This window comes from Limnobaculum eriocheiris, from assembly GCF_021010575.1.
GTDB lineage: Bacteria > Pseudomonadota > Gammaproteobacteria > Enterobacterales > Enterobacteriaceae > Limnobaculum > Limnobaculum eriocheiris.
In genome coordinates this window covers 108,538-131,821 of record NZ_JAJNAG010000002.1, presented here as the reverse complement: position 1 = coordinate 131,821, position 23,284 = coordinate 108,538, and the positions used below count along the sequence as shown (strand labels likewise).

Here is a 23,284-nt window from a genome sequence, read left to right as displayed (position 1 = left end):
AATCCCCCGATTACTTACCATATCCCGGTGCCGGTGTGAACGTGTTACCAATGATTGGCGCAGCGTCAGCCTGAGGCGCGTGACAGGACTGGCAGAAGTAGCGGCGTGGTGCCACATTACTGCTGACATGACCAGCACTATCAACAAAGTGAGTTGGGCTGATACGCGGTGCACCGGTAGTACGATAGCTTTGTACTCCGTGACACTTCAGACAGGTATTTACTTTGGTTGTCACCTGATAGCCATCCACACTGTGTGGAATCATCGGTGGTTGGTTAACATAATCGAGCGCCATACGAGGCTGTTCTTTAGGCATAATAATTGAGCCTTCAGGGGTACCAGACACTTCCGGTGACTGACTCAAATCAACGCTATCTGCAGCAAACGCCACGCTACCGGAAACTAATGCCACCAGCATAGTCCATAAGGTAAGCTGCTTTTTCAAGACGTTACTCTTCATTCCTCTACTCCCGAACGATGGAATCGTGTTTTTATTTGAAATACTTTCTCTGAACAGACATCAATACAGCGACCGCAGGAAATACAATCTTTACTCAGCACTAATGGGCTCTCCTGTTTACCAAACAGTGGGCCACGCAGCACCTGCGGTTCCGGACAGATATGAATACAGTCCATACAGCGGGTACAGTTCTGGCGATTTTCCGCACTGATACGCAGTACACCTTTACAGCCTATTGCGCCGTAAAGAGCACCAACAGGACACAGATGACCACACCAGCCATGCTCTACCACCAACAGGTCAAACAGGAATACCACCACAATCAGCCAAATACTGGCACCAAAACCGAAGAGTAAACCGGTAATAATGCCGGATGATGCTGAGTGGCCGAATCCACTGATTAAACCCCGACCAAATGCGGATACCGGATTTACCCACTCCCACACCAGCGTGCCGGTAATGACACTGCCGATGATAATGGCAACCAGAATGCCATAACGCAACGTTGCCGGAATGGCTGCACTACTGCGCAGCCCCAGCTTACGCCGCAACCAGGCAGCAAAATCGGTTACCAAACTTAATGGGCAAACCCAACCGCAAAACAGCCGACTGGCAAACAGTGCATAGACCAGCGCAATGATCACACCGCCAATCAGGGCATACCATTCAGACCATGCTGCCCAACCAGATTGCTCTGGCACCTGAGGAAGATGACCGCTGGCCAGCGTTTGCAGCATCATTAACGGATCGCTAAGCGGGATAGTATCCAGCAGCATGCTACCGCTGTAGTTACCCCGCAGGATCCAGACGCCGAGAAGTGGCCCGGTCAGATACATCGACAGAATAAGCAGTTGACTGATACGGCGAAAAACCAGGAAGCGGTGGCTATACCACCATCCGTACTTCACCAGAGCCTCATGGCCTGCGTTCTTAGGTGCATTTGCCATTATTGCCCCCCTTCCGGTTTACGGGTTGGCAGAGTCAGCGCTTCAGGGATTAACGAATGCCCCGCTTTATCTTTCTCTATCCATCCCAGCCGATAGTGTTTACCCAGTTTGCCCTGTGCCAGTGACAGTGGAAGTACCTTGATTGCGGCTTCTTCCAGTACACATGCCTCTTCGCATTTACCACAGCCGGTACAATATTCACTGTGCACGGTGGGTAAAAACATCGCGTGTTTATTGGTTCGCTCATTACGATGCAGTTCCAACGTAATAGCTTTATTAATCAACGGACATACGCGATGGCAAACGTCGCAACGCAAACCCTGCCAGTTCAGGCAGTTCTCGTGGTCAAGCAATACCGCCAGCCCCATCCGGGAATTATCAATATCTGTCAGAGAAGAATCGAGGGCGCCACTCGGACAGGCTTTAACACAAGGAATATCTTCACACATCTCACAGGGGATCTGGCGAGCCACAAAGTACGGAGTGCCCGTAGATACCGGTGACAACAGCGTTGCCAGCTTTAACGTATCGTATGGACAGTCCTGTACGCATTGCCCGCAGCGGATACAGGCGCGGTTAAACGCCTCCTCAGGTAGCGCGCCAGGTGGACGCAACGCGACCCCCTCACGTGCCTGAGACTGTTTCTGCGGAATACCCAGCAGCAGCGTCAGCCCGGCCAGGCCGCCTGCGCTGCGTGCTACGTCGCGTAAAAAGCGGCGACGCGCGGGTCCTTTATCCCTTTCATTAGCCATAATCGTGCGCCCTGCTTTCCTTATACTTTAACGACTTTAACCGCACATTTTTTGTAGTCAGTCTCTTTTGACAGTGGATCGGTTGCATCCAGTGTCAATGCGTTAACTAACTGTGCTGCGTCAAAGAACGCCATGTATACCAGCCCTTGCGGCACCCGGTTACGACCGCGAGTTTCCACAATGGAGATGACTTCACCGCGACGTGACTGAATCTTCACTTTATCGCCGCGACGCATACCACGTTTCTGGGCATCCTGCGGGTGAATAAACAGCACTGACTCAGGGAAAGAACGGTGCAGTTCAGGTACACGACGCGTCATTGACCCGGTATGCCAGTGTTCCAGCACGCGGCCGGTTGACAGCCACAGGTCGTATTCCGCATCCGGACTTTCTGCAGGTGGTTCATAAGGCAGAGCAAAAATAACCGCTTTACCATCCGGTTTACCGTAGAATTTAACGCCTTCACCGGCCTTAACATACGGGTCATAACCTTCACGGTAGCGCCATAGCGTCTCTTTGCCGTCAACTACCGGCCAGCGCAGACCGCGCGCTTTGTGGTAATCATCGAATGGAGCCAGATCGTGAGCATGGCCACGACCAAAGCCAGCGTACTCTTCAAACAGCCCTTTTTGCAGATAGAAACCATAATCATGGGATTCATCGTTTAACTGGCCTTCCGCCAGCTCATCCAGTTTGAACTTATTAACCTGGCCGTTAGCGAACAGAATTTCGTACAGCGTTTTACCACGATACTCCGGGTTCTTATCTAACAGCTCAGCCGGCCAAACTTCATCGGTTTTAAAGTACTTAGAGAACTGAACGATTTGCCACAGGTCAGATTTTGCCTCACCCGGTGCCTTAACTTGTTGACGCCAGAATTGACTACGACGCTCGGCGTTACCGTAAGCCCCCTCTTTTTCCACCCACATTGCGGTAGGCAAGATCAGGTCCGCAGACAGCGCACTGATGGTTGGATAAGGATCGGATACCACTACAAAGTTACGCGGATCGCGCCAGCCTGGCATACGGTCTTCATTGATGTTTGGGCCCGCCTGCATATTGTTAGTACACAGCGTCCAGTAAGCGTTTAACTTACCGTCTTTCAGCGCACGGTCCTGAGCTACTGCGTGCAGGCCGATAGAACCCAGAATGGTGCCTTCCGGCAGTTTCCACTTCTGTTCTGAAATCTTACGGTGTTCTTCGTTGGTCACTACCATGTCCGCAGGCAGACGGTGTGCGAAAGTACCCACTTCACGCGCGGTCCCACAAGCAGAAGGCTGACCGGTCAGAGAGAATGGACCGCAACCCGGTATAGAGATCTTACCGGTTAACAGATGGATGTTGTAACACAAGTTGTTCGCCCATACGCCACGGGTATGCTGGTTGAAACCCATAGTCCAGTAAGAAACGACTTTTATATTTGGATCGGCATACAGTTTCGCCAGCTCAACCAGTGAATCTTTTGGTACACCGGTCATTTCAGCGGTTTTCTCCAATGTGTACTCTGCAACGAACGCTTTATATTCGTCGAAGGTCATTGGGGTAGATTTGTCACTGTTTGGATTTTTAGCCGCTTTTTCCAGAGGATGGTTTGGACGTAAACCATAGCCAATATCGGTATCACCACGACGAATGTTGACATGTTTATCCAGGAAGTCCTGATTAACAGCATTATTCTGGATGATGTAGTTGGCGATATAGTTCAGGATAACCAGGTCAGTTTGCGGTTTAAAGATAATCGGGTTATCGGCTAATTCGAAGCTACGGTGTTCATAAGTAGACATTACCGCAACTTTAACATTTGGATTAGACAGGCGACGGTCAGTAATGCGCGACCACAGGATCGGGTGCATTTCTGCCATATTAGAGCCCCAAAGTACGAAGGCATCAGCGTGCTCGATGTCATCGTAACAGCCCATTGGCTCATCCATACCGAAAGTACGCATAAAGCCAACTACGGCGCTCGCCATACAGTGACGGGCATTGGGGTCAATATTGTTAGAACGGAAACCCGCTTTAAATAATTTAGCCGCAGCATAGCCTTCCCAAATGGTGAACTGACCGGAAGCAAACATCCCGCCGCCGTTCGGCCCCTGCTCTTTAAAGGCTTTTTTGTATTTTTCACTCATTACGGTGAAGGCTTTATCCCAGCTAACCGGAGTAAATTCACCATTTTTGTCATATTCGCCGTTCTTCATCCGCAGCAGCGGCTGAGTTAAACGGTCTTTTCCGTACATAATCTTAGGTAAGAAGTAACCCTTGATACAGTTTAACCCGCGGTTAACGGGGGCATCAGGATCACCCTGAGAAGCCACAACGCGACCGTTTTGCGTACCAACCAGTACGCTACAACCGGTACCACAGAAGCGGCATGGTGCTTTATCCCACTTAATTGATTGGTCCCCTTCAGCAGCAACGGCTACTGTCGGGATAGTCATTCCTGCGGCAACTGCGGCTGCAGCCACTGCATTTGCTTTCATGAAGTCTCGACGACTGAGTTTCATGGCGTATCCTCACCTTGCTCATCTTGCTGGTGATAAACCAGCGACACCGCCAACACACCCGCTATATCACGTGCTGACTCAATTTGGGCAAACAGAACATCTGAATTGTCCGCCTGCATAACAACAATTAACTTTCCTTCGTCTTCATTCACTCCGGGAATCTCTGTTCCTGGTAGTGCGTACAACGCTTCGCTTACTTTAGGTATATCCTCCGGACGTACCTGAACAATCAAACTACAAACGTGCCAGTCATTGTTTTCCGTCATTATCTTTATCACTCTCACGGGTTGTTATTGCCTGAACCGGACAGCTTCGGACACAGCCCCCGCATCCTGTACAGCTCTCTTTTTCCAGTTCCGGCTGGGCAATACCACCCAACCGTAATTTGAATTTAATTGCATAGGGCTCACAGGCATCCTGACAGCTTCGACAGGCCACCCCCTGATAGGTGAGACACGTTTGGTTAATCACTGCATAACGCTGCCATGGCTGACTTTCCGTCGAATGAAATATCGGCTCTGGACAAACTTCTACACAGCGTTTGCAAAACGTGCACTCTGCACGTTGAAAATCCAGCTCAGGAAAGCCTTGGTTACCACTGACTGTGATGACCCCGGTTTCACAGGCCTCAACGCAAGCATGGCAACGACTACAGCCATCGGTAAACAACGCTTCATCTACCGACCACGGCGGCCTGATAGCATCGTGGCCTCGCCATTGACCACGTAACAGATTTCGCCGGGATAGAATTGACATGCTTTATTACTCCACTCACTCAGGAGGACATCATTTATTACATTCATTGTCTCTGTTATCTGGGACTACGCATTCAGAGACTCTGGCCATGATAAGTTAATCCTTGCGAAGTAGAGATATAATCACTCTTAAGGGGTAAATAGGTAGGTAGCTTGCGCTAGATCAATCGTTCGCTGCATTTTTAACCCAATATTTGACCCACACGGCATTTTATTTGGTTATTTTTAAGTTAAAACCCAGCAGAATAGTCAGTACACTAAAAAGAAAACTGGTTACTATCACTACAGGTTATCTACGACAATCTGATAATTCTCTCTAATACATGAACATGACAAAGTACAAATCAATTAACGCTTTGAGGATGTATGGCTTCTGTTAAACGCTCTGTAACCAATAGTATAGCTCGTATGCTGATCGCAATAGTGATCCTTTCGATTCTGTCCGCCGGGCTTGCTTTGATTTCATTAGCCGCCAGTCGTACAGATGCCGAAGCGATTAATATTTCGGGCTCTTTGCGTATGCAGAGTTATCGTCTGGCCTACGATCTGACGACCAACTCCCCTTATCTGAACTCCCATATCCGACAATATGCGTTGTCAATTAATGCCCCCGCCTTAAAAGAGATCAACGAATTTTACTTTCCGGCGGATATACAGCAGAAATATCAAACCCTGCTGGACCGTTGGCAGGAACTGGAACAGGAACTGACGCATAACGATGGTGATATCTATATCAACCAGTTAGCCGATTACGTTAATGAAATTAATGAGTTTGTACTTGCCATCCAGCTGTTTTCTGAACTGAAACTAAAAACCGCGGTTTTTATCAGTATTATCAGCGTACTGAGCACTATTGGGCTGGTGTTTTACGTGATTCTCTTCAGCCGTCGGGAAATTGTCGAACCGCTAAATCGGATGGTGACTGCCAGCCACTATATTCAAACCGGGCGCTTTGACCACCAACCGTTGGATGTCGGTCAGCATAATGAATTGGGCGTACTGGCAACCGCTTTTACTTCTATGTCGTCTGATTTGGAAAAAATGTACCAGTCGCTGGCAGAAAAAGTAGAAGAGAAGACCGTTAAACTCACTCAGGCCAATCGCTCATTAGGGGTTTTATATGATTGCCTTCAGGCTTTCAGCGTGAGTCAGGTTGACCACCAGTGTTTTGAACAGGTCATGCATATTGTTCGCACCAGCGAAAATCTGGTCGCGATTCGCCTGGAGATTCAGGACAGTGGAGAAGGCCGCTGGGTACTTGAAGAAGGTACCGAAGATAAAGACCGCATTTGGCAGCATCTCCCCTTACAGCAAGATGAACAGATTCTGGGCAGGATGAGCTGGCAATGTTCTGATACGGCAGTACACCCTCAGTTAATTGAAAACGTCAGTAATATCCTGAGTCGGGGCATCTATTTTAACCGGGCACAAAAGCGTTATTTACAGGTTTTACTGATGGAGGAACGAGCCACAATCGCCCGTGAACTTCACGACTCGTTGGCACAATCCCTTTCTTTCTTGCGGATCCAACTGACCTTGCTTAAACGCGTTATTCCCAGTAATAATGAACAAGCTATGAGTGTAATCACTGATTTCGATCAAGCGCTATCCAGTGCTTATCGTCAACTAAGGGAACTATTAGCAACATTTCGACTCACAATTCAGGAAGCTGACTTACACGAAGCACTAAATCAGTTAATCACTCCGTTACAGGCACAAACGGAAGTTCCGATTCAAATGCACTGTGCGCTTTCGTCGCAGGCATTAAATGCACAACAACAGGTTCACGCATTACAAATTGTTCGTGAGGCCGTTCTGAATGCCATAAAGCATGCCAATGCCAGCCTGATTAGCATTAATTGTGAGCCTACAAATGACGGTAATAATATGATTATCATTGCCGATAATGGGGCCGGAATAAAAAGTTTAGATGAGCCCGAAGGCCATTACGGGCTCAATATTATGAGCGAACGTGCTTCACGTTTAGGTGGAACGTTAACCATTGGGCCGCAGGAAAGAGGAGGGACATTAGTCCGACTCATCTTCCCTCAACAATAACAATGACAAAGTTAGATATAGCTTTGCGGCACCCTTCAATAATTTTAAAAAATAATGGAGTAATGACAGTGCAAGAACAGTGCAATATTTTGATCGTAGACGATCATCCCCTGATGCGGCGCGGAGTCCGGCAGTTGCTTGAGCTGGAACCTTCACTCAATATTGTGGCAGAAGCCAGCAACGGCAACGAAGCAATTACTTTTGCCTGTCAGTTGCTACCCGACCTGATTCTGTTAGACCTGAACATGAAAGGTCTGTCTGGTCTGGATACGCTGAAAGCACTGCGTAATGAGGGTATTGCTGCCCGTATTATCGTGCTAACCGTTTCCGATTCCCGCAGCGATATTTATGCGCTCATTGATGCCGGAGCCGATGGTTATTTACTAAAAGACAGCGAACCAGAACTGCTACTGAAGAAGATTCTACAGGCCGCTAACGGTGAAAACGTATTTAGTGACATCATTCTTGAATACCTTGATTCCCGGGATGACCAAAGCGATCCATTTGAGTCGCTAACTGAACGTGAGTTGGATGTTCTACAGGAAGTGGCTCGCGGTATGTCTAACAAACAAATCGCTTCGCATTTACACATTTCCGAAGAGACAGTAAAAGTACATATCCGTAATATGCTGCGTAAGTTGAATGTTCGTTCACGCGTAGCGGCAACGGTGATGTATCTGGAAAGAAAAAGCCAGTAGCGGTTAAGATTCAATTTGGTGAAAGAACCGGGCTTTCAACGAAGAGTCCGGTTTTTAATCACCTACTGTTAATAACCGATCTGTAATTTTATTCGTTTTTCATCTTTGTTTATTCGTTAATACCTTCGAAATACTTTCCCCCTCCCCCCTGATTTAATGGTAAATTTATCGGCTATCCTCCCTGCTTTATCAGCCTTTTGCTGAACGGGTAAATTTACGGCAGGCGTATTAAATTTTGACTGATGAGGGAATCTCTTTGAAAACGACATACAGCCTCTACGGCATTAAGAACTGCGATACGATTAAAAAGGCCCGCCGCTGGCTGGAGGAACACCAGATAGACTATCGTTTTCACGATTACCGCACTGATGGTTTAGATAACCAATTATTGCAGCAGCTTATTGATGGATTAGGCTGGGAACCACTGCTCAATACCCGTGGAACAACCTGGCGTAAGCTAAGTGACGATCAAAAAGCGACGGCAACCACTGAAGCGGGTGCGAAAACACTGATGCTCGAACAGCCGTCCATCATTAAACGTCCGGTATTAGTTGTTGATCACAAAATGCTGTTGGGTTTCTCTGTGGACAGCTATCAGCAATTTACCGGTGGAGATAAATAATGTTCTGTCCGGTAATTACGCTGGCCCAGCAGCTCATCAAACGCCCTTCTTTGAGCCCTCATGATGAAGGCTGTCAGCAAATTATGATTGAACGGTTAAAAGCCATTGGCTTTACCGTTGAAGAGATGAATTTTGGCGATACCCTTAACTTTTGGGCATGGCGTGGCGGTCATGGTGGCGCACCGACTTTAGCCTTTGCAGGCCATACCGATGTGGTTCCCGCCGGTGATGAAAGTCACTGGCATCAGCCACCGTTTGAACCCACTATTCAGGATGGCTTCCTGTATGGCCGTGGCGCAGCAGATATGAAAGGTTCGTTGGCCGCCATGGTGGTGGCTGCCGAACGCTTTGTGGCGGCCAACTCCAATCATAGCGGGCGTCTGGCCTTTCTCATCACCTCGGATGAAGAAGCCAGTGCGGTTAATGGTACGGTTAAGGTGGTTGAGGCATTGGCCGCTCGTCGTGAACGCGTTGACTACTGTCTGGTGGGAGAACCTTCCAGTACCGAACGCGTAGGTGATGTGGTTAAAAACGGACGCAGAGGCTCAATTACTGCCAATCTGACTATTCATGGCACTCAGGGGCACGTGGCTTACCCTCATCTGGCGGATAATCCGGTTCACCGCGCTACGCCATTTATCAATGAACTGGTGGATACCGAATGGGACAGAGGCAATGAATTCTTTCCCGCAACCAGCATGCAAATCGCCAATATTCGCGCCGGAACAGGTAGCAATAACGTGATTCCCGGTGAGATGTTTGTGCAGTTTAACTTCCGCTACAGTACCGAGCTAACCCATGAGCAAATAATGCAGCAGGTACAAGCCATGCTGGAGCGCCACCAGTTACGCTATACCATTGAATGGAATCTGTCCGGTAAACCCTTCCTGACCCCTCGCGGTAAGTTAGTTGATGCGGTATCCCATGCGGTAGAGTATTACGCAGCCATCACCCCACAGTTACTCACTAACGGCGGTACTTCTGATGGCCGCTTTATTGCCCAACTGGGAACTCAGGTGGTAGAACTTGGGCCGGTTAATGCCACCATTCATAAAGTCAATGAGTGTGTTAAAGCATCTGATTTACAGCTACTTAGCCGTATGTATCAGAAAATAATGGAGCAGTTATTAGTATGATAACGCCAGCCATGTTGACCGGCCAAAGCGAAGAGCATCTGGTTACGCTAACGGGAAATCATCGTTTGCAGCCGGAAGTCGTTAATGCATTTCTTGCTATGCAGGCCGCCGCAAAAGAGGCGGGATTTAATCTTCAACCCGCCAGCACCTTTCGTGATTTTGCCCGTCAGCAAATGATTTGGAATGAAAAGTTTATCGGTTTACGTCCGGTGATGGATACCATGAGCCAACCAATGGATATCTCCACGCTGGACGATGAGCAGCGCTGCTGCGCAATTTTGCGTTGGTCAGCGATGCCAGGAGCCAGCCGCCATCATTGGGGAACCGATCTGGATATTTACGATCCAGACCTGTTACCTGAGGGGATAAAGTTACAGCTGGAACCCTGGGAATATGAAGAGGATGGCTATTTTTATCCGCTAACCTGCTGGTTAAGCACTAATATGAATAGATATGGCTTTTATCGACCTTTTGTCAGCGATCGGGGGGGCGTTGCCGCAGAACCCTGGCATCTCAGCTACTACCCTCTGGCTCAACAGGCCGAACATCTGTTAACGCCAGAACTTTTGCTATCGGCCTGGCAGGATAAAGACATTGCGGGTTTTAGTTGGCTCTCTTGCCATCTTAACCAGATATTTAAACGTTTCATCACCCCACCCAACGGAGTGTCATCATCATGCATTGGCTCGCAGACTACTGGTGGGTAATCCTGATCGTTCTGGTCGGTATGATTATCAATGGTATAAAAGCACTGTATAAAGTGAATTATGACCGCTCAATGAAAGAGAACTCAAAGCTTCCTCCGCACCGGGATAACAACGCCGCATGGGATAAAGAGGAAGACGAAGAGTGGAACCGCAACAATAAAAAGTAAACTATCCCCTGTTAAGCTGCCGGGCTAATCACCGGCAGCCGGGCGACTACCCAATTTTTCCAATAGTGACATCGCTCTGAATCGAGCGCCAACAGCGCTTCAGCAACTTCTTGTCGCCACTGCTGCATCAGCGCCTTACGCCCGTTAAGATTTCCCTGTTTTAGCAAGAGTTCTACTGTCATCTGCCCTTCCAGCAACGGCCTTAAACTATGGCATATAGCAACCTGATGGCGTAACAGACGATACAGCGATACCTGGCTGGCCTCCAGCGTCCGATAAGCAAACGCAAACCCTGCCAGCTCTCGCCAGTCTTCTTCCGCCAGCTCTGCCGCAGCAATATCGTTAACATGATGTAATTTGACGCAAGATAACAATTGATTAAGTAAAAACTGCCGCTTTGCCCTTCTGGCAAGTAATACCGCATCCCGGCTAAAAGGTACTATCGCCATTGCGGCATAACATCCACTACTGGCTTCCCGATGGCTTCCCATATGAATAAGCTCAAAGCCACAGGCCTGCCAAAATTGCCATAGCTCTTCGGTATAACCAAAGCTCACCGACAGATAATCTAAACCCCGTAGTTTCGCCCGTTCAATTTGCTGAGTAATCAGGGTTCGGGCAATTCCCTGACGACGCAGGGAAGAGACCACGGCAATACGACTAATTCTGACAGAACGTAATTGAGGAGCCAGATATTCAGCGCCATGAGCCGCCAGTGACTGCGCCACCAGATTTCCCCGAGGTCGCCGACGCCCGGCCCAAACTTCCCGGGCCAGATCCGGGGAGAGCCCACCTTCATCTACCAACCACAGCGCGGCGATAACCGATTGCTTATCATCTAAGCCCAGGGAAAAAGATAATCCCGGCGCATCAAACAGACGGCGTAAATCTAACGGCGTGGTGCGATAATGGGCGCTGGTTAGTAAACCATAAAATTGATTAAGCCGATTTTCATTCCCCATCAACTGCTGCTGATTAATCTCCACAATCTGCTGTAGTTTACCCGGTTTTTCACTCAGGCTATTTTCAGCTTCCACCAGTAATAGTTGATGAATACAGCGTTCCAGCGGATCGTTATTCGCCCAGCGAATCGGCTGCTGCAAATTTAACAGGTGCATATCCGTTAAACCTGCACAGAACTTTAATAGAAAGCCCCTTCCGCTACCTTCATAACCCTGAACGGTGGTGGTCAGCAGCACCCGGGGGAAGCTGGAAATTAAGCGATAGAGCTGTGGGGCCGGTATTGCCGCAGCCTCGTCAATAATCAGCCAGTCTACATGCTGCGGTGGTTCTGCCTGACACTGCGCCAATAATGCATCCGGTGCCCAAAAGCTCACCTTACCCTCAGCCCATTGCTGTAGCGTATTCCCCGATGCCTGAGCCGGTGCCGTTAACCAACATTCACCTTTGCCAGCCCATTGGGCCGCCAGCATTCCCGCCAGCGCAGATTTTCCCCGTCCGCGACCGGCAATTAGAACATAGGTACCGGCATCTGCCCGCAACAGACTATCCAGCAGATGTTGTTGCTCTTCTGTGGGAGAGCCATCAGGCTTCACCCATACTTTTCGTTCTGCCAGCAGTTGACCGGTAAATTCGCCATTCTGAAGCCAGAACAGCACATCCGAATCCGCATTCAGTTGGCGTTTAATATGTTGAATAAAATGGGGGATACAAATGGGTTCAGGCGCTTCACTCCAGCGCAAACTGTCGTTGTCCGGCTGCTGCTCCAGACTGCCCCATTCCGGTAACAACAACACCAACAAACTTCCGGATGACAATGTACCGGAAACGGCAATTAACGACTCAGCATTAATGCCGTTACTGGCATCAAACACCGCGTGATGAAACTCTGAACCTAACAGATTTTGTACAGCCTCTGGTTTGCGCTGTAGATGAGGGTAATTCGGTAATGGTGTATCGGCTATCCACAGCCAGTCACCGGAATATTGACGGGTAAAACCCAACGCCTGCTGGCGACACCACGCCGCCTGACCGCTTAAAACTAGCAGGCGGCGCACGCCATACTGCTGCATCTGACTAAGATAATGCGCTAAATCAATATTCATCGCTGGGCTATCACTTTATGATTTATTCGTTTTTTGATGGCTGATTATATTCATAATATTGACGAATACATATCAGTTAAATCTGAGACGTAGCTGTTCAGCCATATAATCCAGAAAGGTACGGCAAACCAGAGACAGCCCTTTGCTGGAAGCAAAAATGGCATGAACGTGAGTGGATGGTGAACGCCACTGCGGTAATACCTGCACCAGCCGTCCGTCATTGATGGCTTTGTAACAGTCATATTCCGGAATTAACGTAACACCACTCTATCTCCAGTCATCTGAAAACCTGGCTGGACCTGATTTGTCAGGCAGGAAAAACGTTCCGTTACGCATCTGGCGGCCCGGTTGGTTTACTGAAAGACCGACCGGTGTTTATTGCCTCATCACGCGGTGGTATCTACAGTCATGTGAAGGTTTAACCCACGATTTTCAGGAGCCCTATCTGGTTTCTATGCTGGGTACATTAGGTTTAAAGGACATTCATATCGTTCGGGCGGAGGGTGTCAGTATGTCTCATCCCGGTAGAGACGTGGCAATGGCTAACGCTATGCAGCAAATCAGACAGATATTTAATTTACAAGCAATTGCGCAACCAGCCTGAATCACAACCAGACTCTAACTCCCAGGAGGGAAAAACCATGTTCCACGCTAATGTCATTAATCAGCTTACCAACTGGATTGAAGATAATCTTCAGGAACCCCTGAATATCAAAACTGTCGCATCAAGATCCGGCTATTCACCCTGGCACTTGCAGCGAATGTTTAAGAGCATTACCGGTTATCCACTTGCTTCTTATATTCGTATGCAACGACTGAATAACGCCGCCTGCGAACTAAAAAAGAGCCGGGTAACCGTGGCAGATGTCGCGGCAAAATATCAGTTTGACTCGCAACAAAGCTTTTGTCGGGCGTTTAAAAAGTATTTCGCAACCTCGCCATCCCGCTATCGTCGATTTTCGCTAACCAATCGATCATCAGGTTCGACCAACAATCAGTGATACCATCCCGGCAGCAATTAATGGGCCAACCGGCACTCCGCGAAAAAATGCCACGCCAATAATAGTACCAATCAGTAGCCCCGCCACGATGGTAGGCTGACTGGTCATCAGCGTTACCCCTCGCCCTCCCAGCCAGGCAACGGCAATCCCGATAATGATTGCCACTATCGACTTCCAGTTAACAAACACCTGTAACAGCATGGCCGGGCTCATTTTGCCGTTAGCCAATGGGGTCATTACAGCGATAGTTAATATGGTAATACCCAAGGTTAATCCATATTTTTGTACCATCGGAAATGCAGCTTCAAGTGGCGTAAGGCGCAGGATAAGCAGAACAAGAATGGCGATAGTGACTGTATTGTTATGGCTAAGAATACCTAACCCGGCCAATACCAGCAAGATGATGAGTGTGGGGTCAATACTGGGCATTTGCGGTAGTTCTCATAAATGATGATACAAATGATTGCTTGATGAATATCGGCTAATAACTGCCGATATTCATCATACCGCAAATAATCAAAAGCGTTACAGTTTATCGGTCGAGAAAGTATCACACTGGCGGAAATCACCCGAATCAAAACCGCGTTTGAACCAGGTATAACGCTGTTGTGAGGTACCGTGAGTAAAACTATCCGGAATCACGCGGCCACTGCTTTGCTTTTGCAGACGATCGTCACCAATCGCCTGGGCAGCGTTAAGCGCCTCTTCCATATCGCCCATTTCCAGTACCTGCTGCTTTTGCATACTGTGCCCCCAGACCCCGGCAAAACAGTCTGCCTGCAGTTCCTGCTTAACAGAAAGACGATTCACTTCAGCCTGACTACGGACCTGCTGCTGCATGGCGCGAACTTTATTAGCGATGCCCATCAGGTTTTGTACATGATGGCCAACTTCATGAGCAACAACATAGGCCTGGGCAAAGTCACCACCGGCTTTCAGACGAGTTTCCATATCCTGATAGAATGACAGATCGATATAGACGGTCTTATCTACCGGGCAGTAGAACGGCCCCATCACCGATTCGCCGGTACCGCAACCAGTACGGGTAGCACCGCGATACAGCACCAGTTTAGGGTCCTGATAGTTGCTGCCCTCTCTTTTAAAGATAGCCTTCCAGGCATCTTCCGTTGAGGCCAGTACCACCGAGGTAAATTTAGCTTTTTCGTTATCCTGCGGAGAAAGAGCCTGGCTTTGCTGCGTAGGTTGTATATCGCCACCGTTTAGTAATGGAGTCAGATCTACACCGTAGTATCCTGCCACCAGCACCACTACCAGCAGAACCAATCCACCTTTACCTCTGGGCACCCGCATACCGCCGCCGCCCATTCCGCGTGAAAAACCACCTGACTCACTGCGACGATCTTCAACGTTATCGCTTTCCCGACGACCTTGCCAACGCATAATCTTGTCTCTCATTATCAACGGCCATAATTCAGGCCTGTCGTTACATTATATAACCTGAGTATATGCAGCAAAACATAAAAAGCCCTACTGATGCAGGATAAAACAGATAATGAAGTAACATTTTATTGTGAAAGCCCCTATCGCCAGACAAGCAAAAAGCCGGATAAACCGGCTTTTAACAGTAACGCTGAGATTACGAAATCGATTGCGCAATTAGTCCAAATTAATACCGAGACGATGTGCTACCTCTTCGTATGCTTCAATCAAGCCACCCAGGCTTTGGCGGAAACGGTCTTTATCCATTTTGTTAAGCGTTGTTTTATCCCACAGGCGGCTACCGTCCGGGGAGAACTCATCACCCAGCACAATCTCACCTTTAAACAGACCAAACTCCAGCTTAAAGTCCACCAGAATCAGACCCGCATCATCAAACAGCTTTTTCAGCACATCGTTAGCTTTATAGGTTAGCTCTTTCATGCGCGCCAGATTAGACTCATTCACCCAGCCAAAGGTGGTGCAATAAGATTCATTGATCATTGGGTCGTGCATGGCATCGTTTTTCAAAAACAGATCGAATAACGGTGGGCTGAGTTCCATTCCCTCTTTTACGCCTAAACGACGCACCAGAGATCCCGCCGCGCGGTTACGAATGACACATTCAACCGGCACCATCTCCAGCTTCTTAACCAGTACTTCTGTATCAGAAAGCAGACGTACCATCTGAGTCGGAATTCCCGCCTCTTCCAGCTTGCTCATAATGAAATAGTTAAATTTATTATTCACCATTCCTTTACGATCGAACTGCTCAATACGTTCACCGTCCAGGGCTGAAGTGTCATTACGAAACTCCAGAACGAGCAGGTCCGGATCCTCTGTTGTATAAACGGTTTTTGCCTTACCACGATAAAGTTCGGCTACCTTTTGCATCTTCAGTTTTCTCCGTTGATTTCAAATGTGATGGTTTTATTACTAAACGTGGAATAAAAAAGGGGCGTTCAGCCCCTTTTTTCATTATTCAGCTATCGAGCTATGGTTAAACGCGGATTGCAGAACCGTAACCAGTGCGCTGTTTTCTGACTCTTTCAACACCTGGCCTTTATCGGTACTAAATTGCAGGCTACTGCGGTTATCTAAATCACCCACCTGAATTTTGTAATCACCGTTTTTCAAATCTGGATTTGACACACTCAATGCCGCCCAGTTGCTGTTTGATGACTTGAAGGTCACTGTAATTAAGCCCAGTTGCTTGTTACGATCGTTGATCTTCATGCCCACACTTTCCAGCACCGTTGGCAGACGTTCCCAAACGTTAGTATAAGGCGCGCGTACAATCACGACCGGCAGACCGGTATCGTCATGAGCAGATTGCAGAACAATACTGCCACCCGCTTTTGCTGCCTGCCGGGAACTCAAATTGCTCTGAGTTTTATCTAATCCTTCAGTAATGGCATTCAACATACTGATGCTGTAACGCTGCATAGACGCCGCGTCAGACACTGTCTTATCGCCCGCTTTCAGTTCCAGCACTTTGACTGATAGCTGATTCTGATAGCCTTGAGGCTGAACCGCTATCTGATAACGAGCCGTGTGCGCAACGTTTTCATCACTACGCTGCCAGTTAACCCAGTCAGTCGTCAGCGTCTGATTGGCATCCTGGCGATCGGCAATGCGATAACCTTTCTGCTCAAGAACGGCAATAACCTGCGACCAAAGTGCCTGATTCTTGCTGCTGTTCTCTAATGAAAGCGTGGCGGTATTGGCGCTGTACTGTACTCGTGACCCGGTCATCAGAGCCAAAGGCTGAGATGGCGGACGAATATCCAGTGCTAAACCAACGTTGCCCGCTGAAACAGCGCGGTTACTTACCGCATATTGACCGTTCTGGACAGGCAATATCATTCCTGCCGGCGCGCGTAATTCCTTTAACGCAGGGGCTTTTAAATAGTCTTCATCGCCACTTACCTGATGCTTATATGTTTGATCGTTAGAACAAGCAGCCAGCAACACAACCAGCGAGACACCAACTATTTTCTGTAATGAATGAACCATTAATTTTTCCTAAAATTTATAGCAAACCAGCAGACTTTAACGCCTGTTCAACTATCGGCCGGGCACTTTGCGCCAGCGGAGTCATTGGTAACCGCATTGTATCATCAGCAATTAAACCCAAACGGTAACATGCCCACTTCACTGGAATTGGGTTGGATTCAACAAACAATTTCAGATGTAAAGGCATTATCCGTTCATTAAGACAACGGGCTTCAGCAAAGTTTCCTTGTGCAGCCAATTCACATAATTTCGCGATTTCACGCGCAGCAACGTTTGCCGTAACGGAAATCACACCGTGACCACCCAACTGCATAAACTCTAAAGAGGTCGCATCATCGCCGCTGAGTAATTTAAAATCATTTCCTACCAGTGCCTGAGTCTGGCTAACCCGGCTTAAGTTACCGGTTGCATCTTTCAATGCAACAATGTTTGGCACTTCCGCTAAACGGGCAACGGTTTCAGGTAACATATCACAACCGGTACGACCAGGAACATTATAAAGGATTTGAGGCAAATCAGTATGCTCGGCAATCGCTTTAAAATGCTGGAATAAACCTTCCTGAGTTGGCTTATTGTAATAGGGTGTTACGGACAAACAACCGATAACACCGGTATCGTTGAAATGCTGAGTCAAAGAAATGGCTTCTGCCGTCGCGTTAGCGCCCGTTCCGGCGATAACAGGAATACGACCATCGGCTAATTCTAACGTTAATTTCACCACATCAACATGCTCATTATGATTAAGCGTGGCTGATTCCCCGGTGGTGCCTACGGAAACTATTGCGACAGTGCCGCTAGCCACATGATAATCAATCAGTTTTTTCAAACTGGCGCGGTCAACTGAACCTGTTGAGTCCATTGGCGTAACCAGTGCAACCATACTTCCCGTAAACATAAGCGATTCCCCTTAATAGACATATCGAACATGGTACTTTTGACCAATAGCGAAAAGCAAGCAACAACATCACTCTAACTGCTTGTCTGGGTGATTTTTTTATGTTTACCATAGTATCACCATTTTCAGACAGGAAGTTTTAACGTGCCACAGCAATCTGAATATTACCTTGTCATTACCGCCTTGGGTACCGATCGCCCGGGAATAGTCAACACTATTACCCGGCACGTCAGTAGCTGCGGCTGTAATATAGAGGATAGCCGTCTGGCACTGTTGGGTGAAGAGTTTACTTTTATTATGCTGCTTTCCGGTGGATGGAGCGCCATGATGCTGCTCGAATCTACTTTGCCACAAAAAGGGGTGGAATTAGAGCTATTGATTGTGATGAAGCGCACAACTCAACATCCTCGCCCTCCCATGCCGGTTACGATGTGGGTAAAAGTAGAGGTAAAAGACTCCCCCCACTTAATTGAACGATTTACCAACTTATTTGATGCAGCAGAAACCAGCATTGCTGAACTTACTTCCAAAACCAGCATTTGCGAAATAACAAAAGAAGCTAAGCTTTATATTGAGATTACATTACACAGTGCCCTGACCGGCACGCATAAAAAGGTTGAACAAGATTTCTATTGCCTCTGTACAGAACTAAATGCACAAGGCAGTATTAACATCGTAATCAATCCACAAGCATGAAAAAAGGACGGAACTAGTGATAAACCCATTAAAAGCCGGTGATACCGCCCCTGAATTTACACTCCCGGATCAAGATGGTGAAGATATCAGCCTGAGTGATTTCCAAGGGCAGAGAGTTCTTATCTATTTTTATCCAAAAGCTATGACACCAGGCTGTACCGTACAAGCCTGCGGATTACGGGATAACATGGATGAACTGAAAAAACTTGGCGTGGACATTCTGGGTATCAGCACAGATAAACCAGAAAAGCTGTCCCGCTTTGTTGAAAGAGACCTGCTGAACTTTACGCTACTTTCTGACGAGGAACATCAAGTTTCCGAACTGTTTGGCGTTTGGGGTGAGAAAACCTTTATGGGTAAAACCTATGACGGTATTCATCGCATCAGTTTCTTAGTTGGCACTGACGGAAAAATTGAAAAAGTCTTTGATGATTTCAAAACCAACAACCACCACGAGATTGTACTTAACTATCTGAACGGTAAAGGTTGACGGATTTTTATAGCAACGGCTACCCCATCAGGGGAGGTAGCCGTTGTTTGTTTCGCCTTTATTAGCGCAGGTTCTCGGCAATCAGATCGTCGGGCCAGACATGAATGACCGCTTTAACCAGAGTGGCCAGAGGGATGGCAAAGAACACCCCCCAAAAACCCCACAGCCCACCAAAAATAACGACCGACAGAATAATCACCAACGGATGCAGGTTAACTGCCTCTGAGAATAAAAATGGCACCAGCAAGTTACTGTCCAGCCCCTGCACCACCAGATAGGCAATGACCAGCGTCCAGAAATCAGGCCCAATCCCCCACTGAAACAGTGCCACAATAAACACCGGTATGGTGATCAGTACCGCGCCAATGTAAGGAATTAACACCGATATCCCGACCAGCACTGCCAGCAACAGGGAATAACGCATATCCATAAACCAGAACACCAGATAAGTCGCCACACCCACGATCACAATCTCAACCACTTTACCGCGAATATAGTTAGTGATTTGCTGATTCATCTCCAGCCAGACCTTGCCAGCTAATCCACGGTTGTGGGGTAATATGCGGTGTACTGCATAAATCATCTGCCGCTTATCTTTCAGCAAAAAGAAGGTCATCAGCGGCACCAGGATCAAATAGATCGCCAGCGTTAACAGCCCCATGAGTGATGCCATAGAGTATTTCACTACCGAATCTGCCAACCCGGCCAGTTTGGTACGCAGATTCTCCGCAAACAAATCAATGATACCGGCATCAACCAATGCCGGATAACGGGCAGGAAGCGTTGCGGCAAAATCATGAAAGCGATTAAGCATCTTCGGCATATCCGCCACCAGATTAACCCCTTGCTGCCATGCTGCCGGCATCACCACCAGAATGGCGACACACATGATTCCACCAAACAGGATAATTACGCTGGTGGCGGCTAACCCACGAGAAAGCCCCATATCCTGTATTTTGGTGGTTGGCCATTCCAACAAATAGGCCAGTACAATCGCCACCAACAGCGGAGCCAAAATGCCATGGAAAAAATAGATAATACCGAAGCCTACGACTAAAATAATTAGCAATGCCACGGCCTGGGGGTCAGTGAAACGCCGGCGATACCAGCGAGACAACATCTCCAACATAACAACCTCCGGGGGAGAAAACCTTTCATTGAATCTGTTTCAGTGCTTCATATAGATTCAAATCAAAAAACCTATAGGAAGAACAGAAATAGACAGGACAAAATATGATATTCGTTGTCTACATAATCAGGCGAGTAAACCATCACTCGGAAATGCCTCAACATAAGCTTCAGTTATTCGGTGCAACCGCCGCATAACAGTGATAATTTATCATGTATTGCATACTGAAGAATGGTTAACCGGAGCTATCGCTATAATAGCAACAAACCGACTGTTAACACGATAAGATTTAAGGTAACCCGATGGTTTTCTCGGGAAAATACAGGCAAATGTAAATTTAGGGAAAACAGCTCTTACTGCACCAGCATCAGAGTGTGTTCTGTAGGTTAATATAACTTCTGGAATTGATATCGATATGTCTACCCGTTTTGGTAAATCCTTACTCGTCACCCTATTAGGTAGTACGCTGCTATGCAGCCCGGTCATTCCTGTTATTGCCGATACTACCAGCGACCTGCCGGACATTGGTACCACTGCCGGTGGTACCCTCAGTATTAATCAAGAACTGCTGATGGGTGACTTTTACCTGCGGCAGCTGCGTTCCGGTGCACCACTGATTTACGATCCCCTGTTGACGGATTACATTAACAGCCTGGGCCAGAAGCTGGTTGCCAAAGCCGATGCGGTAAGAACGCCCTTTCACTTTTATCTCATTCAAAATAATGAGATCAACGCCTTTGCTTTTTTTGGCGGTAATGTGGTGCTGCACTCTTCACTGTTTCGCGAAACGGATAACGAGAGCCAGCTGGCTTCAGTCATGGCTCACGAAATCTCCCACGTCACTCAACGCCATTTAGCTCGGGCCATGGAAGAGCAACAGCGTAATGCGCCGCTTACCTGGGTAGGCGCTTTAGGCTCTATTTTACTGGCCATGGCCAACCCTCAGGCGGGTATGGCGGCATTAAGCACCACCATTGCAGGAACCCAACAGGGCATGATTAGTTTTACCCAGTCCAATGAGCAGGAAGCCGACCGTATTGGCATCCGCGTACTGCAACGTGCCGGTTTTGACCCCATGGCCATGCCGGACTTTATGCAAAAACTGGCAGACAAATATCGCTATGCCAGCAAACCACCAGAAATGTTACTGACGCACCCCATGCCGGACAGCCGAATGTCAGATACTCGCACACGAGCCGAACAGCTGGGTCATAAAGTCGTTGCCTCCTCTCAGGATTATCTGTTTGCTAAACTGCGCGTATTGGGCATGTACGGCGATATGGATGGGTTAAGCCAGTTTATGCTGGACGACTATAAAAAAGGCAACGCCCGTGAACAAATGGCTGGAAAATATGGTCAGGCTATTCTCTATTACAAATCCAAGCAGTACGATGCAGCTCGCAACATTATTCAGCCACTGTTAACCCAACAACCCAATAATATTTGGTTTCTGGATCTGGCCACCGATATCGATCTGGAGCAAAACCGCGCCCCACAAGCCGTTAGTCGCTTAGAACAAGCGATTAAGAGCCAGCCAAACAGTGCGGTGTTACAGCTCAATCTGGGTAATGCCTATGTCGAAGCGCGTCAGGCCGCTAAAGCTACCACGCTGCTTAACCGTTATACCTATAGCCATCCGGAAGACCCTAACGGTTGGGACTTGCTGGCTAAAGCCGCGGCCGATCAGGGATTACGAGATGAAGAGCTGGCTGCCCGAGCTGAAAGCATGGCATTGGTAGGACGCCTCGATCAGGCAATTAATATGCTGACTACCGCCAGTTCCTCAGTTCAGGTTGGAAGCCTGAAGCAGGCACGTTATGATGCGCGTATCGACCAGCTGCGCCAGCTACAGCAGCGCTTTAAGCAGTTTGACCGCTCTTAAAAACGATCTCAGGAGAACAATAACAATGACTAAAAATATCACTATCTTTCATAACCCTCGTTGCAGTACCAGTAGAAAAACACTGGAACTGCTGGAAGAAAAAGGGATTAAACCTGATGTTGTTTTGTATATGGATACACCACCTGACAGCACACAGATTCACCGCCTGCTAAAACAGTTGAATTTCAGCTCCGCTCGTCAGCTTATCCGTACTAAAGAAGATTTGTATAAAGAGTTAAATCTGGCAGATACCTCAGAACAGGCGCTAATTGACAGCATGGTCGCTAACCCTAAGCTGATTGAACGACCCATTGTGGTTGTTGGTGAACAGGCTCGCTTAGGCCGACCACCAGAAAACGTTCTGGAAATTATCTGAATATACACCCGCGTTATTTAAGGATGAATAATGAAAAAGCCACATTTACACTCATTATTTATGGCTAGCCTGTTCTCTGCCGGGTTGATGATGTCCGGCAGCGCTTTCGCCGCAGAGTACATTCCTTCGCTGGAGAAAACCAGACTGTTTACCGAAATAACCCATGACTGTCGGGATGTTGTACTGAAAGACTGGAAGCCAGCAACCCGGGATGTTTTAGCCAAATATGGTATTGATGTCACCGCGGCTAAACTATGCAATAACAGCGATTACCCGATATTTTATGTCAGCCTCAAATACGATCCTCAGGGGCAAACCACTGATTTTTACCAGCCGTTTTATGAAGCGATGAAAAAAGCCAATAAAGATCTGCCCTATTCGATGGTCTCCGATCTTGATGAGCTGATTATTAATGTGACATATGGTCAGATGGGTGAAACCAGAACCGATTTCGAACGTTTTCAGCCCTGAGTACTCCAAAGTAGAGCAT

The 23,284-nt window shown here is 47.9% G+C and carries 27 protein-coding genes; 13 read left to right on the top strand and 14 right to left on the bottom strand.

Annotated features, from left to right (window positions below; genetic code table 11):
* Positions 1-10 precede the first annotated feature (10 nt).
* Genes napB through napF form a run of 6 tightly spaced genes read right to left on the bottom strand, consistent with a single transcriptional unit; the run spans position 11 to position 5,419 of the window.
* Positions 11-460: a nitrate reductase cytochrome c-type subunit gene (gene napB / locus LPW36_RS01680; protein ID WP_230607770.1), complete on the bottom strand. Its 450-nt coding sequence runs from the start codon at positions 458-460 to the stop codon at positions 11-13.
* Complete coding sequence (locus LPW36_RS01675; RefSeq protein ID WP_230607769.1) at positions 457-1,407, bottom strand: quinol dehydrogenase ferredoxin subunit NapH; 951 nt, start codon at positions 1,405-1,407, stop codon at positions 457-459. The genes napB and LPW36_RS01675 overlap by 4 nt, the downstream gene beginning before the upstream one ends.
* On the bottom strand, positions 1,407-2,159 hold the full coding sequence (gene napG, locus LPW36_RS01670) for a ferredoxin-type protein NapG (protein WP_230607768.1): 753 nt from the start codon (positions 2,157-2,159) through the stop codon (positions 1,407-1,409). The genes LPW36_RS01675 and napG overlap by 1 nt, the downstream gene beginning before the upstream one ends.
* Before the next feature lie 20 nt (positions 2,160-2,179).
* Positions 2,180-4,663, bottom strand: a complete 2,484-nt coding sequence (gene napA / locus LPW36_RS01665; protein ID WP_230607767.1) for a nitrate reductase catalytic subunit NapA — start codon at positions 4,661-4,663, stop codon at positions 2,180-2,182.
* Positions 4,660-4,929, bottom strand: a complete 270-nt coding sequence (gene napD, locus LPW36_RS01660) for a chaperone NapD (RefSeq protein WP_130592917.1) — start codon at positions 4,927-4,929, stop codon at positions 4,660-4,662. Before napD ends, napA begins: the two co-directional genes overlap by 4 nt.
* Positions 4,913-5,419: a ferredoxin-type protein NapF gene (gene napF / locus LPW36_RS01655; protein ID WP_230607766.1), complete on the bottom strand. Its 507-nt coding sequence runs from the start codon at positions 5,417-5,419 to the stop codon at positions 4,913-4,915. Before napF ends, napD begins: the two co-directional genes overlap by 17 nt.
* Before the next feature lie 365 nt (positions 5,420-5,784).
* On the opposite strand from napF, the gene narQ reads away from it, so the two are divergent.
* The 6 genes from narQ to LPW36_RS01625 all read left to right on the top strand — a co-directional run bounded on the left by narQ (position 5,785) and on the right by LPW36_RS01625 (position 10,806).
* Entirely contained in the window at positions 5,785-7,476 is a 1,692-nt protein-coding gene (gene narQ, locus LPW36_RS01650; RefSeq protein WP_230607765.1) for a nitrate/nitrite two-component system sensor histidine kinase NarQ, read from the top strand.
* 62 nt (positions 7,477-7,538) lie between these two features.
* The gene (gene narL, locus LPW36_RS01645) at positions 7,539-8,174 is read left to right on the top strand and encodes a two-component system response regulator NarL (RefSeq protein WP_230607764.1); all 636 of its coding nucleotides are present in this window, start codon (positions 7,539-7,541) and stop codon (positions 8,172-8,174) included.
* Positions 8,175-8,430: 256 nt separating this feature from the next.
* On the top strand, positions 8,431-8,796 hold the full coding sequence (locus tag LPW36_RS01640; RefSeq protein WP_230607763.1) for an ArsC family reductase: 366 nt from the start codon (positions 8,431-8,433) through the stop codon (positions 8,794-8,796).
* Positions 8,796-9,932 (top strand): succinyl-diaminopimelate desuccinylase, encoded by a 1,137-nt coding sequence (gene dapE, locus LPW36_RS01635; RefSeq protein ID WP_230607762.1) that lies wholly within the window; start codon positions 8,796-8,798, stop codon positions 9,930-9,932. The genes LPW36_RS01640 and dapE overlap by 1 nt, the downstream gene beginning before the upstream one ends.
* Positions 9,929-10,639 (top strand): M15 family metallopeptidase, encoded by a 711-nt coding sequence (locus LPW36_RS01630; RefSeq protein WP_230607761.1) that lies wholly within the window; start codon positions 9,929-9,931, stop codon positions 10,637-10,639. Before dapE ends, LPW36_RS01630 begins: the two co-directional genes overlap by 4 nt.
* Entirely contained in the window at positions 10,609-10,806 is a 198-nt protein-coding gene (locus LPW36_RS01625) for a YpfN family protein (RefSeq protein ID WP_230607760.1), read from the top strand. The genes LPW36_RS01630 and LPW36_RS01625 overlap by 31 nt, the downstream gene beginning before the upstream one ends.
* A gap of 11 nt (positions 10,807-10,817) precedes the next feature.
* Here LPW36_RS01625 and LPW36_RS01620 read toward each other — a convergent pair whose 3' ends face one another.
* Together LPW36_RS01620 and LPW36_RS01615 are read right to left on the bottom strand one after the other, a co-directional pair.
* Positions 10,818-12,872: a tRNA(Met) cytidine acetyltransferase TmcA gene (locus LPW36_RS01620; RefSeq protein ID WP_230607759.1), complete on the bottom strand. Its 2,055-nt coding sequence runs from the start codon at positions 12,870-12,872 to the stop codon at positions 10,818-10,820.
* Between the two features lie 72 nt (positions 12,873-12,944).
* On the bottom strand, positions 12,945-13,124 hold the full coding sequence (locus LPW36_RS01615) for a type 2 periplasmic-binding domain-containing protein (RefSeq protein ID WP_338085957.1): 180 nt from the start codon (positions 13,122-13,124) through the stop codon (positions 12,945-12,947).
* A gap of 17 nt (positions 13,125-13,141) precedes the next feature.
* Here LPW36_RS01615 and LPW36_RS17905 point away from each other — a divergent pair, with 17 nt between their 5' ends.
* Together LPW36_RS17905 and LPW36_RS01605 are read left to right on the top strand one after the other, a co-directional pair.
* On the top strand, positions 13,142-13,294 hold the full coding sequence (locus LPW36_RS17905) for an NAD(P)H-dependent oxidoreductase (RefSeq protein WP_420844699.1): 153 nt from the start codon (positions 13,142-13,144) through the stop codon (positions 13,292-13,294).
* A 219-nt stretch (positions 13,295-13,513) separates the two neighbouring features.
* Entirely contained in the window at positions 13,514-13,873 is a 360-nt protein-coding gene (locus tag LPW36_RS01605; protein ID WP_230607756.1) for a helix-turn-helix domain-containing protein, read from the top strand.
* Here the strand turns inward: LPW36_RS01605 and LPW36_RS01600 are convergent.
* The 5 genes from LPW36_RS01600 to dapA all read right to left on the bottom strand — a co-directional run bounded on the left by LPW36_RS01600 (position 13,850) and on the right by dapA (position 18,221).
* Positions 13,850-14,302, bottom strand: a complete 453-nt coding sequence (locus tag LPW36_RS01600) for a DUF441 domain-containing protein (RefSeq protein WP_230607755.1) — start codon at positions 14,300-14,302, stop codon at positions 13,850-13,852. The two genes, LPW36_RS01605 and LPW36_RS01600, sit on opposite strands and share 24 nt — an antisense overlap.
* Before the next feature lie 96 nt (positions 14,303-14,398).
* A complete protein-coding gene (gene ypfJ, locus LPW36_RS01595; RefSeq protein ID WP_230607870.1) occupies positions 14,399-15,274 on the bottom strand; it encodes a KPN_02809 family neutral zinc metallopeptidase in 876 nt (291 codons plus the stop codon).
* A gap of 216 nt (positions 15,275-15,490) precedes the next feature.
* Entirely contained in the window at positions 15,491-16,204 is a 714-nt protein-coding gene (gene purC, locus LPW36_RS01590) for a phosphoribosylaminoimidazolesuccinocarboxamide synthase (protein WP_130592930.1), read from the bottom strand.
* Between the two features lie 84 nt (positions 16,205-16,288).
* Positions 16,289-17,326: an outer membrane protein assembly factor BamC gene (gene bamC / locus LPW36_RS01585; RefSeq protein WP_230607754.1), complete on the bottom strand. Its 1,038-nt coding sequence runs from the start codon at positions 17,324-17,326 to the stop codon at positions 16,289-16,291.
* 16 nt (positions 17,327-17,342) lie between these two features.
* Positions 17,343-18,221 carry a 4-hydroxy-tetrahydrodipicolinate synthase gene (dapA, locus tag LPW36_RS01580; protein ID WP_230607753.1) on the bottom strand — a complete coding sequence of 293 codons (879 nt, stop codon included), beginning with the start codon at positions 18,219-18,221 and terminating at the stop codon, positions 17,343-17,345.
* 144 nt (positions 18,222-18,365) lie between these two features.
* Between dapA and LPW36_RS01575 the strand changes: the two genes are divergently transcribed.
* Both LPW36_RS01575 and bcp read left to right on the top strand, forming a co-directional pair.
* Entirely contained in the window at positions 18,366-18,917 is a 552-nt protein-coding gene (locus tag LPW36_RS01575; protein ID WP_130592933.1) for a glycine cleavage system transcriptional repressor, read from the top strand.
* A 19-nt stretch (positions 18,918-18,936) separates the two neighbouring features.
* Positions 18,937-19,407: a thioredoxin-dependent thiol peroxidase gene (bcp, locus tag LPW36_RS01570; RefSeq protein ID WP_230607869.1), complete on the top strand. Its 471-nt coding sequence runs from the start codon at positions 18,937-18,939 to the stop codon at positions 19,405-19,407.
* Positions 19,408-19,468: 61 nt separating this feature from the next.
* Here the strand turns inward: bcp and LPW36_RS01565 are convergent, their stop codons facing one another.
* Complete coding sequence (locus LPW36_RS01565; protein WP_230607752.1) at positions 19,469-20,536, bottom strand: AI-2E family transporter; 1,068 nt, start codon at positions 20,534-20,536, stop codon at positions 19,469-19,471.
* Positions 20,537-20,951: 415 nt separating this feature from the next.
* Between LPW36_RS01565 and bepA the strand changes: the two genes are divergently transcribed.
* Genes bepA through LPW36_RS01550 form a run of 3 tightly spaced genes read left to right on the top strand, consistent with a single transcriptional unit; the run spans position 20,952 to position 23,265 of the window.
* Positions 20,952-22,418 carry a beta-barrel assembly-enhancing protease gene (bepA, locus tag LPW36_RS01560; protein WP_230607751.1) on the top strand — a complete coding sequence of 489 codons (1,467 nt, stop codon included), beginning with the start codon at positions 20,952-20,954 and terminating at the stop codon, positions 22,416-22,418.
* A gap of 25 nt (positions 22,419-22,443) precedes the next feature.
* Complete coding sequence (gene arsC / locus LPW36_RS01555; RefSeq protein ID WP_230607750.1) at positions 22,444-22,794, top strand: arsenate reductase (glutaredoxin); 351 nt, start codon at positions 22,444-22,446, stop codon at positions 22,792-22,794.
* 30 nt (positions 22,795-22,824) lie between these two features.
* On the top strand, positions 22,825-23,265 hold the full coding sequence (locus LPW36_RS01550; RefSeq protein WP_230607749.1) for a hypothetical protein: 441 nt from the start codon (positions 22,825-22,827) through the stop codon (positions 23,263-23,265).
* The last annotated feature ends 19 nt before the right edge of the window (positions 23,266-23,284 follow it).

Excerpts from the sequence above, each read along its gene's own strand:
- LPW36_RS01550 (WP_230607749.1), top strand. The coding sequence starts at position 22,825 with ATGAAAAAGCCACATTTACACTCATTATTTATGGCTAGCCTGTTCTCT.
- LPW36_RS01600 (WP_230607755.1), bottom strand. The coding sequence starts at position 14,302 with ATGCCCAGTATTGACCCCACACTCATCATCTTGCTGGTATTGGCCGGG.
- ypfJ (WP_230607870.1), bottom strand. The coding sequence starts at position 15,274 with ATGCGTTGGCAAGGTCGTCGGGAAAGCGATAACGTTGAAGATCGTCGC.
- LPW36_RS01605 (WP_230607756.1), top strand. The coding sequence starts at position 13,514 with ATGTTCCACGCTAATGTCATTAATCAGCTTACCAACTGGATTGAAGAT.
- napB (WP_230607770.1), bottom strand. The coding sequence starts at position 460 with ATGAAGAGTAACGTCTTGAAAAAGCAGCTTACCTTATGGACTATGCTG.
- purC (WP_130592930.1), bottom strand. The coding sequence starts at position 16,204 with ATGCAAAAGGTAGCCGAACTTTATCGTGGTAAGGCAAAAACCGTTTAT.
- napA (WP_230607767.1), bottom strand. The coding sequence starts at position 4,663 with ATGAAACTCAGTCGTCGAGACTTCATGAAAGCAAATGCAGTGGCTGCA.
- narL (WP_230607764.1), top strand. The coding sequence starts at position 7,539 with ATGACAGTGCAAGAACAGTGCAATATTTTGATCGTAGACGATCATCCC.
- LPW36_RS01625 (WP_230607760.1), top strand. The coding sequence starts at position 10,609 with ATGCATTGGCTCGCAGACTACTGGTGGGTAATCCTGATCGTTCTGGTC.
- narQ (WP_230607765.1), top strand. The coding sequence starts at position 5,785 with ATGGCTTCTGTTAAACGCTCTGTAACCAATAGTATAGCTCGTATGCTG.
- bamC (WP_230607754.1), bottom strand. The coding sequence starts at position 17,326 with ATGGTTCATTCATTACAGAAAATAGTTGGTGTCTCGCTGGTTGTGTTG.
- bepA (WP_230607751.1), top strand. The coding sequence starts at position 20,952 with ATGTCTACCCGTTTTGGTAAATCCTTACTCGTCACCCTATTAGGTAGT.
- napF (WP_230607766.1), bottom strand. The coding sequence starts at position 5,419 with ATGTCAATTCTATCCCGGCGAAATCTGTTACGTGGTCAATGGCGAGGC.
- dapA (WP_230607753.1), bottom strand. The coding sequence starts at position 18,221 with ATGTTTACGGGAAGTATGGTTGCACTGGTTACGCCAATGGACTCAACA.
- napD (WP_130592917.1), bottom strand. The coding sequence starts at position 4,929 with ATGACGGAAAACAATGACTGGCACGTTTGTAGTTTGATTGTTCAGGTA.
- dapE (WP_230607762.1), top strand. The coding sequence starts at position 8,796 with ATGTTCTGTCCGGTAATTACGCTGGCCCAGCAGCTCATCAAACGCCCT.
- LPW36_RS01675 (WP_230607769.1), bottom strand. The coding sequence starts at position 1,407 with ATGGCAAATGCACCTAAGAACGCAGGCCATGAGGCTCTGGTGAAGTAC.
- napG (WP_230607768.1), bottom strand. The coding sequence starts at position 2,159 with ATGGCTAATGAAAGGGATAAAGGACCCGCGCGTCGCCGCTTTTTACGC.
- LPW36_RS01630 (WP_230607761.1), top strand. The coding sequence starts at position 9,929 with ATGATAACGCCAGCCATGTTGACCGGCCAAAGCGAAGAGCATCTGGTT.
- LPW36_RS01620 (WP_230607759.1), bottom strand. The coding sequence starts at position 12,872 with ATGAATATTGATTTAGCGCATTATCTTAGTCAGATGCAGCAGTATGGC.
- LPW36_RS01565 (WP_230607752.1), bottom strand. The coding sequence starts at position 20,536 with ATGTTGGAGATGTTGTCTCGCTGGTATCGCCGGCGTTTCACTGACCCC.
- arsC (WP_230607750.1), top strand. The coding sequence starts at position 22,444 with ATGACTAAAAATATCACTATCTTTCATAACCCTCGTTGCAGTACCAGT.